We start from the raw sequence: 17380 nt of genomic DNA on the forward strand, positions 1-17380 counted from the left end.
AATTGCCCGCCTTTACAATCCGCGTGTGAGGGTGTCAATACCACACAAAAAAATGCTGCCTGGAATAATAAAAAGGTCACCGCTCATCACGCCATTATTCCTACTGCACGACAGCTAAGCAGCCAAACACTCAGTGGTGACGAGGCCAAAGTCTACGAGCTTATTGCCCGCCAGTATTTGGCACAGTTTTACCCTGTACATAGCTTTGACGAAACCGCCGTCACCATTAAGATATTAACCGGTGACTTTTTGACTAAAGCTAAGCGTATTGTTGAAGAGGGGTGGAGGGCGCTCTACTCAAAAGGCTCGCCGACAAGCGACAACAATACTCTGCCCCGTGAGCTGCCTGCGCTCAATAAAGGCGATACGACTTTTTGCAATACCGGCGAAGTTATCGAAAAACAAACCAGCCCCCCTAAACCCTATACCGATGCCACCTTAATTGCGGCCATGACCGGCATTAATAAACACGTACAAGATGCCAGTATCCGTAAAATACTAAAAGATACCGACGGCCTAGGCACCGAAGCGACACGAGCCGGTATTTTAGATTTATTAACCCAGCGCAATTTTATTGAGCGCAAAGGTAAAAACTTATGCGCCACAGACGCCGGTAAAGCGCTCATTGCCAGCCTACCCAGCGAAGCCACAACACCCGATATGACCGCCCACTGGGAGTCATTATTGGATGCCATTTGCCATAAACAAGCTAACTACCAAGATTTTATGCAAAACCTAGAGCGCGTATTACCCGAGGTGATGAGCAAAGTAGAGGGCGAGCGCTTTAGAGGGTTAAAAAGCACCCGCGCACCCTTTAAAAAACGCAAAAGGCCGCAGGGTAGTGCGAGCAAGCCAAGGCCAAAAAAAAGGAGCCTCAAGAGTTCCTCTTAACATCAATAAATGTTCACTACCTAAGACTTAAAAAGCTTTTTGTAGCCTAAAGCCAATATAAGTGGTTTCTTGCTCAACCTCTGGCTGATCAATAGTACGGTTAAAAGTTGTGCCCTTAAGCTTAAAGGGTATATTAGTAGGTTTACTTTTATCCATATCCGCAAAACCAGACTCAACAACGAAACTTGCACGCCATGTTGACAAAAAATCATAATGTATACGACCGTATAAATTTAAGGCGTATACCGCTCTAAGCTCAACAGTACCTTGATAATCATCAGTGCGCGCGCCCTCAGCACTTACAGTAAAACCAATGACATCGTTTTCGCCTCTGACGGTACGGCTAATATTACCGCCTACATCCATGCTCAAACCATTCCAGCTAAATATCTCAGCCTCAAGAAGTGCACCAAAATACCAATGAGTAAATTTTTCATCTAGACCTCCACCGGGTGAGCGTAGTGGATTAATTAGACGATTTTTTTGCTCATAACCCCCAAATACTGCCGCATAGGGCTTAATATAATCCATCTCAAACCAAGCGCCGTACTCTAGCTCTATGGTGTAAAGGTCATAATCGGTCGTTGATGAAAAGCGCTCACCAGCTGTACCACCATTAATTTCACCGAAATAGTCAATGCTGCCTGAGGAGAAAGTAAAGTCTGCTTTAAATTTACTTCCCTTATCAGTGTAGGCGTAATCTAAACCAAAGGCACCAAGAGTACCTTCTTCTATTAGGGCCTCGCGCTTAACATCATCGTTATTAAGTAGATATTCGCGCCACGTAAAATCAGTACCACCACCGTGTATACCTAGCTGGTGCTGCTGTGCATTTACCTCAATTGCAAATGAACCACTAAGCAATAGACCCAATAACCATTGAGCTTTAATCATTACCTTCTCCCACGCAAAAAAAAGCCCGCTCAGAGCGGGCCTTAATAATAGCAGAGTGTTACTTATAGGGTAACATCACATGTATCATTATCTATTTCGTCCCAAGTACATTTAGCATCTTTTCGGGTGCCATCATCTTGTTGTAGGTCATAATTTAAGCCATCAGCATCAGCTGTTGCATAATGAGTATAGCCAGTGTTTTGATCGATAATGCCGATTCTACCACTTGTTGGGTAAATACCCTCAGCACTGCCGGCTGTTTTTTGCAAGGTACCATCGGTAAACAGGCGATAAGAGCCTACAGCCCCTGGAACAGTACTTGTGATATTCCCTTTTAACAGAACATCATAAGACTTAATTTCAATACCATCTGTCTCATCTAAACCAATCTGACCATCTGCGGTAAAGTCTAAAACGTTATAGCCTTCTTTACTTCCTGTGTTAGTAGTAATATTACCGTAAATGTATGCCGTGTAATTACCTGCGTCAACATTATCGGTAGCCAGTGACAGATTAAAGCCACCCGATATAACATCTGGTTTTTTTGTTAAATCAGTCTGAACAAAATAATTGTCCATAGTGATTTTACCGGTTAACTCAAAGTCTTTGTTGTTGGCAGCTTCGCCGGCGATATTAGTTTCAGTCGCGAGTACAACAACAAAGCCACCATCTAATACACGAGGCTCACTACCAATGATCTTATTAGTGTCATCTTCATCGTAGGTGTGAACGGGCTCGTTACAAGTCCGGAAGCTCATATTTAAATTTGTTCTTAAATTACCGGTGGCAAGCTCTGCAAGACCTGAAAACTTAGGTGTGATTTTTTCCGTAGGGTTATCTTTATCGACAATATCGACCAATACGTCCATCTCAAAGTAGTTAGCCGCTTCAATATCAGAGCTTAAGGGGTATTTAGCCTCACCGCCACACAATGCGCCAACGTTAGTTTCAACACCAACGGGGGTTGCACCGCTAGCCAAATCACTGCCTAAAAGTTTACCTACAGAGGTATTATCATCAGAGACAACGCTGATAGTATCAAAAACAACTGAACCAGTACCCATGATTTCTTCAATCACACCAGCCATAAGGTCAGCAATACCTTGTAATGTCGCTGTATCACTGTTGCTAACATTTTCACCGATATCCGGGTCGTTTAATGGGTTTTCATCAGATGCACCGCCACAAGAAGTAACTGTCAATGCAATTGCGGCCGCTAAAAGCCCGTTACGATAAGTTTTAATCATTCCTCTTCCTCCGTGCTTTCTTTTAAGATGCACATTGAATTATTGTTACAACACAAGGTGAATGATGCACGATTTATAGCGGTCTTGCTGAAAACCAGATCACATTGTGTAAAAAATGTTCGATTTTGGAGCTATTGCACCTCGAACTGTAATGCATGCTAAATATTGACATTATATAGCGGTGCAAGCTCGTGCAGATTTAGCTGGTTGTTATTGTGCGCGAGATAGCGCCCCATAGCCACCCGTTAAAGCAGAAACCTGTCGCATTTTTGAACAAAAACCGCTCTAACTGCCAATCATCCACCCATTATCTCACGCGTTAGCCATCCTTAGCCTTCAGTTTAGCCTTATATAAATCTAACAACGGGTGAAAACTTAACAATTTTGCTAACTCCTAATATACCCAACAAGCTAATTTATAACGCTAAGCTAGGTATTTTAAGTCTAGTGGCGCCAGCCTGCCAATAAATGTCGACAGATCTCAACCACATTGCGACTATTTACTCAGTCTACAATAACCAAAACCATCTAAAATCGTATGTTTTTAATCTTTTTAATCTAGATGTCAAGCAGCTGTTGAATAGGCTCGGCATAAACTCTATAATCCACGCGCTTTTGGATAGGCCAAAAAACAACCACATAGTTTATAGGTGATTGTGACTGGGCAATATGTTTGTAAATGAGCTCCTTGAACGTAGGTGATATGTGCTACAAAGCCCGCAGGTTTTAGTCTTATTAGGCCATGGAGTGAGTTTATGTATTGTAGTCTTGCTAGCGACTGCTTATGGCGCACTATTTACGTCATCAGCGTGGCTTATTGCTCAATCTGCTTTTTGGGGTGGGTTGGTTTTTAGTCTACCGACATTGTATTTTACGCTCTATGCTTTTCGATATAGTAAAGCAGGGCAGGCTGCCTTAATGACACAGTCATTTTATAGGGGCCAAGCTGGCAAGTTTTCGCTGGTAGCTATGGGCTTTGCCCTAGTGTTTGCGTTTGGCACTACACTTGCCATTCCTATTGTATTTGTTAGTTTTTGCTTGATGATTCCCGCCCACATTGTGGCTGCGACGTTCATTGGCAAAAATGACAGTCGTTAAGGCCGTTATGTGAGATAGCTCGCAACCTAAGACCTTTGCGTTAACATTTTTTTAACTTTGAAACTTTGAATTAACTATGGCGAGTGAAAACCTTACCCCGACAGCGTACATTCAACACCACTTACAAAACTTAGCTTACGGCAAGCTACCTGCAGGCTACGAGCGTGCAGATGGTACTATCGTTAGCCAAGATATGTGGACTCTTGCTCATACCTCAAAAGAGGCCTCTGACATGGGTTTTTGGTGCTTGCACTTAGACACCCTAGGCTGGGGTATTGTACTAGGTACTATTTTTAGCCTGTTTTTTTGGCGCACCGCCAAAAAAGCAACTGCAGGTAAACCTACAGGCATACAGAGCTTTATTGAGCTTATTGTCGAGTTTATCGATACAACCGTTAAAGGCACCTTTCACCATGCCAACAAAATGGTTGCTCCGATGGGCTTGACTATTTTTGTATGGGTCTTCTTGATGAATCTCATGGATCTTGTGCCTGTTGACTGGCTACCCATTGCTGCCGCTAAGATCTCTGGTAATGATCATCTGTTCTTTAAGGTTGTGCCCACTACGGATCCTAACGCTACTTTAGGTATGGCCTTTACTGTATTTGCCTTAATGATCTTCTTTTCTATCCAAAAGAAAGGTGCCATAGGGTTTTTGAAAGAGCTTACGTTGCATCCCTTTCATTCAGGCAAAATTTACATTGATATTTTCCTTATCCCTATCAACTTTGTACTCGAAACCATTGCGTTAGTTTCAAAGCCTGTTTCTCTCGGCTTGCGTTTATTTGGCAACATGTATGCTGGTGAGATGATTTTTATTCTTATTGCTATTATGTTTGGTGCCGGTGCAATACTCGGTATATTTGCCGGTGCGTTGCAGTGGGGCTGGGCTGTATTCCATATTTTAGTGATTACCATCCAAGCATTCGTCTTCATGGTATTAACAACGGTATATATGGCTATGGCGCACGATACTCACGAAGATCACTAATTTTGATGCCTAGCGCTATGCGCTAGGCCAAACACTTTTTCACTTTTTATTTTTTAACTTCCTTGGAGATATAACCATGTCAGCTTCATTAGTTTATTTTGCAGCCGCTTTTTTAATTGGCTTAGCCGCTTTAGGTACCGGTATTGGCTTCGCCCTTTTAGGTGGTAAATTATTAGAAGGCGCTGCTCGCCAACCAGAGCAAGGTCCTCAGTTACAAACCAAAATGTTCCTTATGGCTGGTCTTTTAGATGCTGTACCTATGATTGGTGTAGGTATCGGTATGTACTTGATTTTCGTTGTTGCGCCGGGTATGGCTGCTTAATTGTTGGCAAAAACTGACTTTTTCAACAAATTAACGCAAGAGGTGTTGGTGTGAATATCAACCTAACGCTAATCGGTCAATCTATAACCTTTTTGTTTTTTGTGCTGTTTTGCATGAAAGCCGTTTGGCCTGCACTGTTAAGTGTAATGCAAGCGCGTGAACAAAAAATTGCCAAGGGTTTGGAAAACGCCGAAAAAGCCGATAAAGATTTAGAGTTAGCAAAGCAAGAAGCTGGCAAGAAGCTTACTGAAGCAAAAAGTCAAGCAGCAACACTTGTTGAGCAAGCGAATAAACGCGCAAGCCAAATCGTAGACGAAGCGAAAGCTCAAGCGCAAATGGAAGCTGAGCGTATCAAAACTGCAGCGCAAGCTGAAGTTGATCGCCAGGTAAGCCAAGCGCGCGAAGAGCTTCGTGGCCAAGTATCTGCCTTAGCGATTGCCGGTGCCGAGAAAATTCTTGGTGCCAGTGTTGATGCTAATGTACACAACGCCATGCTAGATAAACTAGCCGCAGAGCTATAAGCGGAGACTGTTATGGCAGAACTAACCACGCTCGCACGACCTTACGCGCGCGCTGCTTTTGAATCTGCTTATGCTGATAGCCAACTCAATGAGTGGGCTCATGCATTAGCAATTGCAGCAGCCGTATCGAGTGAGTCAAAGGTTAAGCAACTGCTAGCAGCACCCGGCCTAACGGCAGCGCAAAAAAGCGCTGCTTTTGCCGATGTCTGCGGTAGCGAGCTTAGCGACAAGATTAAAAACTTTGTTAGTGTCCTCGCCGATAATAAGCGCTTGGCTTTATTGCCATTTATCGAAACCCTATTTGCCGACTTAAAAGCTCAATTCGAAAAAGCCATTAACATTAATGTGACTACTGCCTTTGAAATATCGGCAGAGTCACAGGCACAGTTAGTGATTGCTTTCACGAAGAAGCTCGACCGAGTCGTGACTCTCGAAAGCACTATCGACGAGAGCCTGATAGGTGGCGCTATTATTCGCGCGGGTGATACCGTAATCGATGGTTCAGTCAGAGGTCGTTTGGCCAAAATGACTGACGCCATGAACTCATAACCTGAACTCCTAAGCAAACGCATTAGGACTGAGGAATAGAGAATGCAGCAGCTGAATCCTTCTGAAATCAGTGAAATTATTAAGCAACGTATTGACAGTTTAGACGTTGCAACCACCGCACAGAACGAAGGCACTATTGTGTCTGTTACTGACGGTATTATCCGCATTCACGGTCTTGCCGACGCTATGTACGGCGAAATGATCGAATTTGAAGGCGGCATTTTTGGTATTGCCTTAAACCTTGAGCGCGACAGTGTTGGCGCTGTTGTACTGGGTGACTATAAAGGCGTAGCCGAAGGTCAAACCTGTAAGTGTACTGGCCGCATTTTGGAAGTACCTGTTGGTGAAGAACTATTAGGTCGTGTTGTCGACGCTTTGGGTATTCCCATTGACGGTAAAGGTCCTATTAACAGCGGCAAAACTGACGCAATCGAAAAAATTGCACCTGGTGTTATTGCTCGTCAATCGGTTGATCAACCTGTTCAACTTGGCCTTAAAGCTATTGATGCCATGGTACCTGTCGGTCGCGGTCAGCGTGAGTTGATTATTGGTGACCGCCAAACCGGTAAAACCGCTGTAGCGGTTGATGCTATCATCAACCAAAAAGGCACCGGCATTAAATGTATTTACGTTGCCATTGGTCAAAAAGCTTCTTCTGTTGCAGCCGTTGTGCGCAAATTAGAAGAGCACGGCGCAATGGATCACACCATTGTTGTTGCTGCAACAGCTTCTGACCCAGCCGCTATGCAATTTTTGGCTCCGTTTGCGGGTTGCACCATGGGCGAATACTTTCGTGACCGTGGCGAAGATGCTTTGATTATTTATGATGATTTGACCAAGCAAGCTTGGGCTTACCGTCAAATTTCATTGCTTCTTAAGCGCCCACCAGGCCGTGAAGCTTACCCCGGTGATGTTTTCTATTTGCACTCACGTTTACTCGAGCGCGCCTCACGTGTTAATGCAAACTACGTTGCCCAGCTTACTGACGGTCAAGTGACCGGTAAAACGGGTTCTTTAACCGCCTTACCTATCATTGAAACGCAAGCAGGCGATGTTTCTGCCTTCGTTCCGACTAACGTGATTTCGATCACTGATGGTCAGATTTTCTTAGAGACCAACCTTTTCAATGCCGGCATCCGTCCAGCAATGAACGCCGGCATTTCGGTATCGCGTGTAGGTGGTTCTGCGCAAACTAAAGTGATTAAAAAGCTATCAGGCGGTATTCGTACTGCATTAGCTCAATATCGCGAATTAGCGGCGTTCTCTCAGTTTGCATCTGACCTCGACGAAGCAACGAAAGCGCAATTGGAGCACGGTCAGCGTGTTACCGAATTGATGAAGCAAAAGCAGTACTCACCACAATCTATTGGTGAAATGGCTGTTGTACTTTATGCCGCTAACGAAGGCTTTTTGAAAGACGTTAACGTTGAGAAAATTGGCGACTTCGAATCTGCATTGTTAGCCTACTTTAACTCTGAATGCGCCGAGCTGATGAATACTATCAACAGCACCGGTGGTTATAACGACGAGATAGCACAAGGCATAAAGCAAGGCTTAGAAACATTCAAAGCAACGCAGACTTGGTAAATCCTTTTTGGGAGTACGTTTTGGCGTACTCCCTAAACTGCGAGAGATAATATGGCTAGCGGAAAAGAGATACGTACCCAGATTGGGAGTATTACCAATACGCAAAAAATTACGAATGCTATGCAAATGGTAGCAGCAAGTAAAATGCGTAAAGCACAAGACCGCATGCAAAAAGGCAAGTCCTATGCGCAGCGCATGCGTAGCGTAGTAGGCCACATCGCCAATGCAAACCTTGAATACAAACACATTTACCTACAAGAGCGTGATGTAAAACGTGTAGGCTACATTGTGGTTTCTAGTGACCGTGGTTTGTGTGGTGGTTTGAACATTAACATCTTCAAAAAAGCCGTTGCCAGCAGTAAAGAGTGGGCAGATAAAGGCGTACAATCAGATTTTTGCTTGATTGGCGCTAAAGCATCGGCCTTCTTTAAAAGTGTTGGTGGCAATGTGGTTGCCTCGGTACGTGATATTGGTGAAGACCCCAGCTTAGAGCATCTTATTGGTAGCATCAAAGTGATGCTCGATGCCTTTAGCACCGGCAAAATCGATAAGTTGTACTTATTGAGCAATGAATTTGTTAACACAATGACACAAGCGCCTTCGGTTGAGCAGCTATTACCGCTTGAACCCGAAGACGATAATAAATTAAAGCACGCATGGGATTATGTCTATGAGCCAGACGCTCAAACATTATTAGACGGTATCCTTGTTCGTTACATAGAAAGCCAAGTTTACCAAGCAGTCGTTGAAAACTGCGCGTGTGAGCAAGCAGCGCGAATGGTGGCCATGAAAGCCGCTACCGACAATGCGGGTGACTTAATTGACGATTTGAAGTTGGTGTATAACAAGGCGCGTCAAGCGGCGATTACACAAGAGCTTTCAGAAATTGTAAGTGGTGCATCGGCGGTTTAAGCCTTTTTAGGTTTAAACCCCCGCATCAAACGAACGTGTTTTAGCTTTAAAAAAATTAAATTTAGAGGAAGCCTCCAATGAGTAGCGGAAAGATCGTGCAGATTATTGGCGCGGTGATTGACGTGGAATTCCCACGTAACGCCGTACCTAAGGTTTACGATGCATTAACCGTAGCCGACAAAGGTTTGACTTTGGAAGTGCAACAGCAATTAGGTGACGGTGTAATCCGCGCTATTGCGATGGGCTCTTCCGAAGGCATCAGCCGTGGCTTGGTTGTCGAAAATACCAATGCGCCTATTAATGTGCCTGTGGGTATCGAAACCCTAGGCCGAATTATGGATGTATTGGGTAACCCTATTGATGAGTGTGGCCCGATCGGTGAGAAAGAGCGTGCCTCTATCCACCGTAAAGCGCCAGCTTATGATGAGTTATCAGCAAGCACCGACCTTTTAGAAACAGGCATCAAAGTGATTGACTTAGTTTGCCCGTTTGCTAAAGGTGGTAAAGTCGGTTTATTTGGTGGTGCTGGTGTTGGTAAAACCGTTAACATGATGGAGCTGATCAATAATATTGCCACAGCTCACTCAGGTTTATCGGTGTTTGCAGGTGTTGGTGAGCGTACCCGTGAGGGTAACGACTTTTACCACGAAATGCAGGAAGCGGGCGTTGTTAACGTTGAAACCTTTAGCGAATCTAAAGTCGCCATGGTTTACGGCCAAATGAACGAGCCACCTGGCAACCGCTTACGTGTTGCTTTAACAGGCTTAACCATGGCTGAAAAATTCCGTGACGAAGGTAAAGACGTGCTATTGTTCGTTGATAATATCTATCGTTACACGCTTGCGGGCACCGAGGTTTCTGCATTGTTAGGCCGTATGCCTTCTGCGGTAGGTTATCAGCCTACACTTGCCGAAGAAATGGGTGTTCTGCAAGAGCGTATTACATCGACCAAAACCGGTTCGATCACCTCGATCCAAGCCGTATACGTACCCGCTGATGACTTAACTGATCCATCGCCAGCCACGACCTTTGCGCACTTGGATTCAACCGTTGTACTGAGCCGTGATATTGCTGCTAAAGGTATTTATCCAGCGATTGACCCACTTGACTCATCTTCACGTCAACTTGATCCGTTAATTATTGGCCAAGAGCATTACGACATTGCTCGCGGTGTGCAAACTGTTCTTCAGCGCTACAAAGAGCTCAAAGACATTATTGCCATTTTGGGTATGGATGAGCTTAGCGAAGAAGACAAGTTAACCGTAACCCGTGCCCGTAAGATTGAGCGCTTTTTGTCTCAGCCTTTCCATGTGGCCGAGGTTTTCACCGGTGCACCAGGTAAGTACGTATCGCTCAAAGATACCCTTGCAGGCTTTAAAGGCTTGTTAGCGGGCGAATATGATAGCCTACCTGAGCAAGCCTTTTACATGGTAGGTACCATGGAAGAAGCTGTTGAAAAAGCCAAAAAGTTTAAGTAAGTCGCGCGTTTTTAAAACACAACTGACTTAAATTGACGGGGAATTAATTATGGCAATGACGTTTCATTGCGACATTGTAAGCGCTGAAGATTCGCTCTTCAGCGGCCTTGTTGAACTACTGGTTGCCAGTGCTTCAGACGGTGATTTGGGTGTGTACTACGGTCATGCCCCATTGCTTACGTCGCTCAAACCCGGCCCCATCCGTGTTAAAAAACAAAATGGCGAAGAAGAAGTTTACTATATCAATAGTGGCTTCTTAGAAGTTCAACCTCATGCAGTGACTGTCTTGGCTGATACGGCCTTGCGCGCTGGTGATATGGACGAGGCCAAGGCCTTAGAAGCGCAAAAACTCGCAGAGCAAGAGTTAAGCAATCAAAGCGGCGAGATCAACTACTCGCGTGCTGCGATTCAACTAGCAGAAGCTTCTGCGCAATTGCGTACTTTACAAGCTATTCGTAAAAACACCGGAAAGTAGGCTCGGCATTTTAAATACTATACAAAAGGGTAGCTTCGGCTACCCTTTTTTGTATCAGTACATTAAGTCACTGCATTTTTCCTATAAACCCAATCTCGATACACTCTATTTACGCCTTTTTGAGGGAATGCACATGTTAGAAGTTGTGATCTTAGCAGCCGGTAAAGGCTCTCGTATGAAATCAGCTGTCCCCAAAGTTATGCACAGCTTAGCCGGAAAACCCTTTTTACAGCATGTTGTAGACAAAGCCCGCGCTATGGCACCTAAGACCATACATTTGGTTGTAGGTCATGGTGCAACTATCGTTAATCAACACTTTAATCAAAAAGATATCCACAGCGTTGTGCAAGCCCAACAATTGGGCACCGGCCACGCTGTCGCACAAACATTAGAACACCTAGCTGATAGCAGTGTTGTGCTCATTCTTTATGGTGATGTTCCCCTTATTCAGCAAGCTACACTCGAGTCACTGACGGCCCTTGTCAGTGCCGATAGCATGGGCTTACTGACCGTAACTTTACCCAACCCTACAGGCTACGGTCGCATCGTGCGCAATCACGGTGCAGTCACATCCATTGTTGAGCAAAAAGATGCCACTGACGCACAGCTTGCCATTGGCGAAGTGAATACAGGCGTCATGGCGGTTAATGCTGCGCATTTAAAACAATGGCTGCCTCAACTCACCAGCAATAATGCTCAAGGTGAGCTTTACCTGACTGATATCATTGCTATGGCCTCCGAGCAAAAAGTTGCCATTCATACGGCGCAGCCAGCCCATACTTGGGAAGTACTAGGCGTCAATAACCGCCAACAACAGGCCGAGCTAGAGCGCATCTACCAAGGTGAGCTCGCGAAACAATTAATGGAGCAAGGTGTAACACTACTTGATCCGGCACGCTTTGACTGTCGTGGTCGCTTAACGTGTGGCGATGATTGTGTGATTGATATCAACTGTGTCATCGAAGGTGATGTGGTTTTGGGTAACGGCGTTGAAATTGGCCCTAACTGCGTCATCAAAAATACGACTATTGGCGATTATACAATCATTAAAGCCAACTGTATTTTAGAAGACTCTACATTACACGCAAACTGCGATATAGGCCCTTTTGCACGTTTACGCCCAGGCACCGAGCTGGCCGATAAAGCAAAAATTGGCAACTTTGTAGAAACCAAAAACGCGCTTATCGGCAAGGGCAGCAAAGTTAACCATTTAAGCTATGTAGGCGATGCGCAACTTGGTGAAAGTGTGAATGTCGGGGCAGGTACAATTACCTGTAACTACGACGGCGCGAATAAACACCAGACTCTCATTGGCGATAACGTCTTTGTTGGCTCGAATACCGCATTAGTGGCGCCCGTTAGTGTTGCCAGCGGCGCAACTATCGCAGCAGGCTCTATTATCACGAAACCCGTGAACGCTGATGAACTCGTTATTGCCCGCGCCAAACAAAAAGCCATTACAGGCTGGCAGCGTCCCGTCAAAAAACCAAAAGCGTAAGACTTTATAGGTAAAAGGGCTCTATAGAGCCCTTAATACAATTAATACAATTAATACAATTAATACAATTTTAGCAAACATTATTCACATTCATAGCGATCAATAACATCTCGCACCAAACCGCTGCGTACAATGTCTTCACGTTCAAAGGTATGAATGGCAACACGACTTAAGCCCTCTAAGCGCTTAATCGCATCTGCCAAACCGTTATCCCCTTTAATATCACTTTGATTAACATCGCCATTAATAACCACTTTACAATCTTCGCCAATACGGGTTAAAAACATTTTCATTTGCGCCGGCGTCGTATTTTGCGCCTCATCTAAAATGACAAAAGTATCTTCTTTAAATGTTCGGCCCCGCATATACGCTAAAGGAGCAGCCACAATACGGCCATGGCGCATTAAATATTTCACGGTACCCGCACCTAAACGCTCATTCAAAATATCGCGAAAAGCATCAATATAGGCGGCAAATTTTTCGTCTAAGTCACCAGGCAAAAAGCCTAAGTTCTCTCCGGCCTCCACCGCAGGGCGTGTAATAATAATGCGCTCAATTTGGCCATCTTGCATAGCCTGTGCGGCAAGAGCACCAGCACAATAGCTTTTACCTGTACCTGCAGGCCCAACACCAAAGGTTAAACAATGATCGGTTATAGCGTGAATATAATCTTTTTGGGCTTTGTTACGAGGGCGAAGCGGTTGGGTATCAAGCCTAGGGGAGTAGGCTGTCGCTACGTTTTGACGAGCATTCAGCTCAAAAATCTCTGCGGTTTGCTCTTGGTTTTTATGAGCTTTTTTGCGTTGTTTACTTCGCCCTGATGCAGGCTTAGATGAGTGATTATGTGTAGAATAAGCTGAATTGCGCCGTGTACTTGCTCGCTTAGCCATAGATTGTGTTCTCCGGTTAACGTCGTTAAAACTAATTAAACTCAAACTTTCTATCTAATGTGCAGACTCTAATTCTCACTATTTAGCAGTGCCTCCGCGTTTTAGCACACCCTGCCACGTGCGATAACCATCAAATTGATATAAATGACATTTCTATGACACCGTGTGCCATACCCTGCAATACCTTGTTGATTGACGCTGGTATCAAGCCACTCAACAAAGAAACCTACTAAAAGACTATGAAACAAAAATACAATTTTGCCAAGCCTAAAATTAAAATATTTATTGTTTCTGCAAGTTATATAACAATGCTCAATGTTCTCTTGGTCTGAATAAGTGCTAAAATCGGCCAACTCCATCTAACACAAGAGTTCGGCACTAACACAAAGGTTCGGCGTCTAGTCAGTATCCATCAGCAGCCTATAGCCGTATAACTTAAACAGCCAGCAACTACAGCAGTACATACAGTACGAATAAAGTAAGAGAATAGCTTTAGATCGCCATCTAAAATTCTCTATATACAAGGTAACACTTTAATGTTAATCATTTATAAATATCGTGAAATAATACAAAATTTTTTAAAATTATCATTTTTAAGTGAGAAAAAGATAATTAGTCATAAATTCAAAAAAAAATTGGGCTACACACTTAACATTGATCAACCCAAGACATTTAATGAAAAAATACAGTATCGTAAATTATATGAAAGAAACCCATTATTTATCACATGTGCAGATAAATATGCTGTTCGAGAATATGTCACCCAAAAAATAGGCAGCCACTATTTGATTCCATTGATTCAAGTTATAGACAGTGTCGATACTATCAATTTTGCGAGTTTACCCGAACAATTTGTCGTAAAAGCGACTCACGGTTCTGGCTGGAACATGATTGTAAAAGACAAATCTAAAATTGACTTTCCGGCAATGCAGTATCAACTGGGTAAATGGTTGCTCAAAAACTTCTACCCTAGGCAGCTAGAATGGCATTATAAGAATATTAAACCGCAGCTCGTTTTTGAAGAAATGATTCTCGATGCTTCAGGTAATATCCCTACGGATTTTAAATTTCATGTATTTAATAAAAAGAATGAAACAGAGATTTATATTCAGGTTGATTCTGATCGATTTGGCGCTCACACAAGAGACTACTTTACAACCTCATGGGAGAAATTAAAGCTAGCCGTCAAGTGCCCTAACTCTAATGAAGAGCCTCAAAAACCTAAAAACCTAGAAGAAATGATCGAAGTCGCTAGAAAATTAAGCGAAGACTTCAATTATGTTAGGGTTGATCTTTATTCGGTCGATAATGCTATTTATTTTGGTGAATTAACATTTTCACCTGAGGCAGGTTTTTCTAAATTCTCACCTGCTGAGGCAGATCGACAGTGGGGCGAATCGTTTATTTTACAACAGTAATTGATAGTTATTTTTGATCCGTATTATGAATAATGATCACTGCGATATATTTCATATACTGACATCAATGCCTAACTGTTTCTTATAATATTTTAGCAATAGCCAGTTCTATTTTTTCTAAAGACTTTAATACTCGGCGTCCCTCAAGAGGGTGAAGAGACCAAGGTTTTTTTAAATTTACACCCACAATAGAAATATGATCTTCAGCAAAGGGGAGCATTTTATCATCTCGATGAATAAATGCTTCGCTCTCTTCTTTTGTCATAATTTTTGCAGGGTACAGCCCTGCTTTACATTGTTTTTCGGCTATTTTCAGTGCCAAGCTTTTTTTCTTGCCTCTATAGCAGGACACATTAGGTAGCCATATAATGAAAGGGCTTAATAGGCAGTGCATAGGCTCAAAATAATTTTGCGCTTGAATTTCATTCAGCTTTTCTCTGTTTTCGAATGTCCAACGTTTTTTTTGTAAACGCCCTACATGAGCAATGAAGATATCTGAATAACAGGTACCTGCCGATTGATTAATGATTTTTCGGGTAAAATAAAAGGTATTATCAATGGGCAGTATTTTTTTTAAGCTTTTTTCTTTTTTAGATAACTTCAAGAAAGTTGGGCTCATGAATGCCATCGATTCAAAGTCTTCAAAATGCTGATAGATAGCGCCTAATTCATCTTTAGATAGTGGGCGAACCAACTGCATATCATCTTGCAAAAAACATGCATAAGCCTCGCCCGGCAAGCTATCGAGCGCGCGCTGCATATTGCCGTACAAACCGCCATGCTTACTTTGGCCGGCATCATTTTCGGGGGTTGTCACTGTATGTTTTTGAGCGATGACAGCCAGCGCCGCTAATGTTTCAGGATCATCGCTATTATCATCAAAAACACGGATATCGGGCGCCTCTATACACTGTTCAATGCTGCTGACACAGTTAAGTAAGTGGCGTCCACGATTGTAAGAAAAGATGCAGAATATCATTAGAACCCGTGCTGTCGCTATGAGATAAGATGCGCCATAGACTAGCATTTTTTCCGTGAAATCTCACGGATCAACGCTCGCAAAGTGACTAGTGTTTGCTATGATGGCGCTGTTCGCTTTTAGCCTTTTACCGGTATACCAATAGTCTCTGTGTCTACCTCCCATAGAGCGATCAATATAGAACTATAAATAGAGCGATCAACATCGAGATGTTCACTATGCCCTCAACCCCCTCTACCTCACCATTCTATGAGCCTTTGATTCATCAGCTGTGGAAATTAGCCGCAACAGGGCTTGTGCCGGGCCGCTGGTTTAGGGCAGCTATACCTACCGAAGCCACCCGTAAAACGCATACGCAAGGCATTACCCTCGAAATTGTGAGCCATTGCTGGCAATATTCGCACTTTCTCGCTTATCAACTCAGCTCATTAGCGCTGACGCCACCGCAAAATCATCGTGTGATTATGACGGTTTACTACGCCCAAGAAGATGAAAAAACCACCGCCTTGCTGGATTTTTTTAGTCAAAAAGCCATTAACAACGTCACATGGCACTGGCAAGCAATGCCAAAAGAAGAGCTGTTTCGCCGTGGCATCGGCCGCAACCGCTCAGCTTTAACTTCAACCGCTGATTGGCTTTGGTTTACCGATTGCGATGTGATTTTTAAAGGCCATTGCATTGATACTATTTGCGATGCCATTAAAGGCCGCCGCGAAGCGCTCTTGTACCCCTCACATGAAAACATTACCCCCATGCTGGCCGAGTCAGACCCGATGGTGCAGCGAGGTGCGCAGCCTGCCATTATTGACATCGAAGGCGATGAGTTTACGCAGCACACTCTCACGCGGGCAACAGGCCCTATGCAAATTGTTCATGGTGATGTAGCCCGCGCTATGGGGTATTGCGATCGACTCTCAATTTATCAAAAACCGACGCACCGCTGGCGCAAATGTTATGAAGATATTCTCTTTCGTTGGCTGGTTGGCTCAGAGGGCGTGCGCCTTGATGTGGGTGGCACATATCGTATTCGGCATATATTTAAAGGCCGCTATAAAAAAGGCTCGTGGTTTTCGCGTTTACGCAGTCGTATTCGTCGTGCAAAAGATCAATATTAGTCGCCTTCTCAATCAAGTTAATGTCAGTAAGTGCTTTTTAAGGGCCGCTTAAAAAGCCTAACGGCTGTCACCTTAAAGGCCAATAGCCAAAAAATGTAGCAGCCGCTTTTGCACAAGTCAGCTCATTGGTCTAACCTCATAGTATGATTGGGTGACTGTAAGACACTAAGCAACTCACCCTACTATTGGCTACTGATAACCTTAACTCGATGGGCATACTATGCACGCTCACTTTGCTTTACTCACTACTGTCATGACTAGTTGTATCGCTATAAGCGCCTGCGGTAAAGGCTCGCTGGCAGAGCTAGATAACATCGAGATCGCCGCCAAACATGATGAGTGTGTTCGCAAAGCACCGACCTCACCGGGCCGCGTGACAGCTTGCGAAAATATCCGTAAAGAGTGCGAAAGCCGGCGTAAAAAAGGTAATTACGCCTGCTAAATAGTATAAAAAGGCTTAGTAAACGTTTACATTACTGTACTTTTATAGCGTTTCTCCTAATAAAGCTTTATTT

18 protein-coding genes are annotated in these 17380 nt (G+C 43.8%); 14 read left to right on the plus strand and 4 right to left on the minus strand.

All coding sequences use genetic code 11. The annotated features are described in order from the left end of the window. Positions 1–891 (plus strand): DNA topoisomerase (locus AC438_RS12805; protein ID WP_238376390.1); only part of this gene is annotated, 891 nt, incomplete at its 5' end. A 27-nt stretch (positions 892–918) separates the two neighbouring features. Here the strand turns inward: AC438_RS12805 and AC438_RS12810 are convergent. Together AC438_RS12810 and AC438_RS12815 are read right to left on the minus strand one after the other, a co-directional pair. Then, entirely contained in the window at positions 919–1785 is an 867-nt protein-coding gene (locus tag AC438_RS12810) for a hypothetical protein (RefSeq protein ID WP_053981661.1), read from the minus strand. A gap of 62 nt (positions 1786–1847) precedes the next feature. After that, positions 1848–3032 (minus strand): hypothetical protein, encoded by a 1185-nt coding sequence (locus AC438_RS12815; RefSeq protein ID WP_053981662.1) that lies wholly within the window; start codon positions 3030–3032, stop codon positions 1848–1850. A 747-nt stretch (positions 3033–3779) separates the two neighbouring features. Between AC438_RS12815 and AC438_RS12820 the strand changes: the two genes are divergently transcribed. From AC438_RS12820 to glmU, 10 genes are all read left to right on the plus strand, one after another. Next, the gene (locus tag AC438_RS12820; RefSeq protein ID WP_162230740.1) at positions 3780–4130 is read left to right on the plus strand and encodes an ATP synthase subunit I; all 351 of its coding nucleotides are present in this window, start codon (positions 3780–3782) and stop codon (positions 4128–4130) included. Between the two features lie 76 nt (positions 4131–4206). Further along, complete coding sequence (gene atpB / locus AC438_RS12825; RefSeq protein WP_053981664.1) at positions 4207–5121, plus strand: F0F1 ATP synthase subunit A; 915 nt, start codon at positions 4207–4209, stop codon at positions 5119–5121. Between the two features lie 76 nt (positions 5122–5197). After that, positions 5198–5443, plus strand: coding sequence for a F0F1 ATP synthase subunit C (atpE, locus tag AC438_RS12830; RefSeq protein ID WP_053981665.1), 246 nt, complete (start codon positions 5198–5200; stop codon positions 5441–5443). A 50-nt stretch (positions 5444–5493) separates the two neighbouring features. Next, a complete protein-coding gene (locus AC438_RS12835) occupies positions 5494–5964 on the plus strand; it encodes a F0F1 ATP synthase subunit B (protein WP_053981666.1) in 471 nt (156 codons plus the stop codon). 12 nt (positions 5965–5976) lie between these two features. Continuing rightward, the gene (locus AC438_RS12840) at positions 5977–6513 is read left to right on the plus strand and encodes a F0F1 ATP synthase subunit delta (RefSeq protein WP_053981667.1); all 537 of its coding nucleotides are present in this window, start codon (positions 5977–5979) and stop codon (positions 6511–6513) included. Positions 6514–6555: 42 nt separating this feature from the next. After that, the gene (gene atpA, locus AC438_RS12845; RefSeq protein WP_053981668.1) at positions 6556–8100 is read left to right on the plus strand and encodes a F0F1 ATP synthase subunit alpha; all 1545 of its coding nucleotides are present in this window, start codon (positions 6556–6558) and stop codon (positions 8098–8100) included. Between the two features lie 51 nt (positions 8101–8151). After that, positions 8152–9012, plus strand: coding sequence for a F0F1 ATP synthase subunit gamma (atpG, locus tag AC438_RS12850; protein ID WP_053981669.1), 861 nt, complete (start codon positions 8152–8154; stop codon positions 9010–9012). A gap of 77 nt (positions 9013–9089) precedes the next feature. Next, positions 9090–10490 carry a F0F1 ATP synthase subunit beta gene (gene atpD / locus AC438_RS12855; protein ID WP_053981670.1) on the plus strand — a complete coding sequence of 467 codons (1401 nt, stop codon included), beginning with the start codon at positions 9090–9092 and terminating at the stop codon, positions 10488–10490. A gap of 49 nt (positions 10491–10539) precedes the next feature. Beyond that, on the plus strand, positions 10540–10965 hold the full coding sequence (locus AC438_RS12860; RefSeq protein ID WP_053981671.1) for a F0F1 ATP synthase subunit epsilon: 426 nt from the start codon (positions 10540–10542) through the stop codon (positions 10963–10965). Positions 10966–11098: 133 nt separating this feature from the next. Next, on the plus strand, positions 11099–12463 hold the full coding sequence (glmU, locus tag AC438_RS12865; protein WP_202904765.1) for a bifunctional UDP-N-acetylglucosamine diphosphorylase/glucosamine-1-phosphate N-acetyltransferase GlmU: 1365 nt from the start codon (positions 11099–11101) through the stop codon (positions 12461–12463). A gap of 80 nt (positions 12464–12543) precedes the next feature. Here glmU and AC438_RS12870 read toward each other — a convergent pair whose 3' ends face one another. Further along, positions 12544–13398, minus strand: coding sequence for a PhoH family protein (locus AC438_RS12870; RefSeq protein ID WP_238376391.1), 855 nt, complete (start codon positions 13396–13398; stop codon positions 12544–12546). Positions 13399–13889: 491 nt separating this feature from the next. On the opposite strand from AC438_RS12870, the gene AC438_RS12880 reads away from it, so the two are divergent. Further along, complete coding sequence (locus AC438_RS12880; RefSeq protein WP_053981675.1) at positions 13890–14771, plus strand: ATP-grasp fold amidoligase family protein; 882 nt, start codon at positions 13890–13892, stop codon at positions 14769–14771. 82 nt (positions 14772–14853) lie between these two features. On the opposite strand, the gene AC438_RS12885 is transcribed toward AC438_RS12880, so the two are convergent. Beyond that, a complete protein-coding gene (locus tag AC438_RS12885; protein WP_053981676.1) occupies positions 14854–15750 on the minus strand; it encodes a glycosyltransferase family 2 protein in 897 nt (298 codons plus the stop codon). A 218-nt stretch (positions 15751–15968) separates the two neighbouring features. Here AC438_RS12885 and AC438_RS12890 point away from each other — a divergent pair, with 218 nt between their 5' ends. Together AC438_RS12890 and AC438_RS12895 are read left to right on the plus strand one after the other, a co-directional pair. Then, positions 15969–16865, plus strand: coding sequence for a glycosyltransferase family protein (locus tag AC438_RS12890; RefSeq protein WP_053981677.1), 897 nt, complete (start codon positions 15969–15971; stop codon positions 16863–16865). 220 nt (positions 16866–17085) lie between these two features. Next, positions 17086–17307 (plus strand): hypothetical protein, encoded by a 222-nt coding sequence (locus AC438_RS12895; RefSeq protein WP_053981678.1) that lies wholly within the window; start codon positions 17086–17088, stop codon positions 17305–17307. Positions 17308–17380 lie beyond the last annotated feature (73 nt).

Origin of the sequence: Marinagarivorans algicola (assembly GCF_001292705.1) — a bacterium.
In the GTDB taxonomy this organism is placed as follows: Bacteria; Pseudomonadota; Gammaproteobacteria; order Pseudomonadales; family Cellvibrionaceae; genus Marinagarivorans; species Marinagarivorans algicola.